General features: G+C 39.4%; 1 protein-coding gene. It reads right to left on the bottom strand.

Going from position 1 to position 776, the window contains the following annotated elements; genetic code table 11:
• Nucleotides 1-306, bottom strand: a 306-nt coding sequence (locus tag ACJ5GX_RS01725) for a hypothetical protein (protein WP_495292633.1), incomplete at its 3' end; no start/stop codon positions are given.
• Nucleotides 307-776 lie beyond the last annotated feature (470 nt).

The following is a 776-nucleotide window of genomic DNA, read 5'->3' as shown; positions in this document are numbered from 1 at the left end:
AACTATTAGAGATACAGGCTTGGTTCTAAAACAAAAGTTGTTCATTATGATGGGTCGCTTCTTTTCACAAGGACATTGAGGATCGATCGCACCTTGCAACCCGCACGCTGAAAATGAGTGCACGCTTTTAGTCGGAGAGCAAGAAAGTGTTTCTGATACCATTGATAACGTTGATCGATCATCAGCGACAGCATGCCTAGCACCATGGTCGACTAGAAGAAAGGTTTTAATATTTATATTCAGTGAAAGATGAACTCCAACTTTTTGTCTTTCTACCTCTTCATGGTGTGAACATGATTGGCACACACAGGCTACCGAGATTCATGAAACAGAGCTAGTTAGTCAATGCAGTGCCAGTTTCTATTTCCTCAGGGATTGAGGGATTGCTATCTTTGGGAATATCAGATTTTAGCTAGACGAGAGTCAGCTACTTTATTTGTGCGTAAATACGCTGTGTCAAGCGAAGTTAACATAACCGACGCCGTTATACCCAGGAAACAAATAGATCGATCATAAAATAAACAGCCATATTATAATCAATCATACCTAGTCTGCCTGGCATAACTTTTTCAGAACCTATCAAAGCCTGATAACTTCAATAAGCTAGGCAGGTATGTCACAAGGTACGTAGTATGTCGGCCAAGTGCGAGTCGGACTGGTGCACGATGAGTTCCTTCCAATTATTTATAAAATAGGAAAAAAGACAATGTTTGTTGGGAGCCCCCTGAAATACTCATTTATTTTCTTGAATTTATTGTTTTTGGTATTTTTTAAAT

This window comes from Wolbachia endosymbiont of Tuta absoluta (assembly GCF_059414725.1).
Note: the sequence above shows the minus strand (reverse complement) of the source record. Positions and strands in the feature narration are given on the sequence as shown.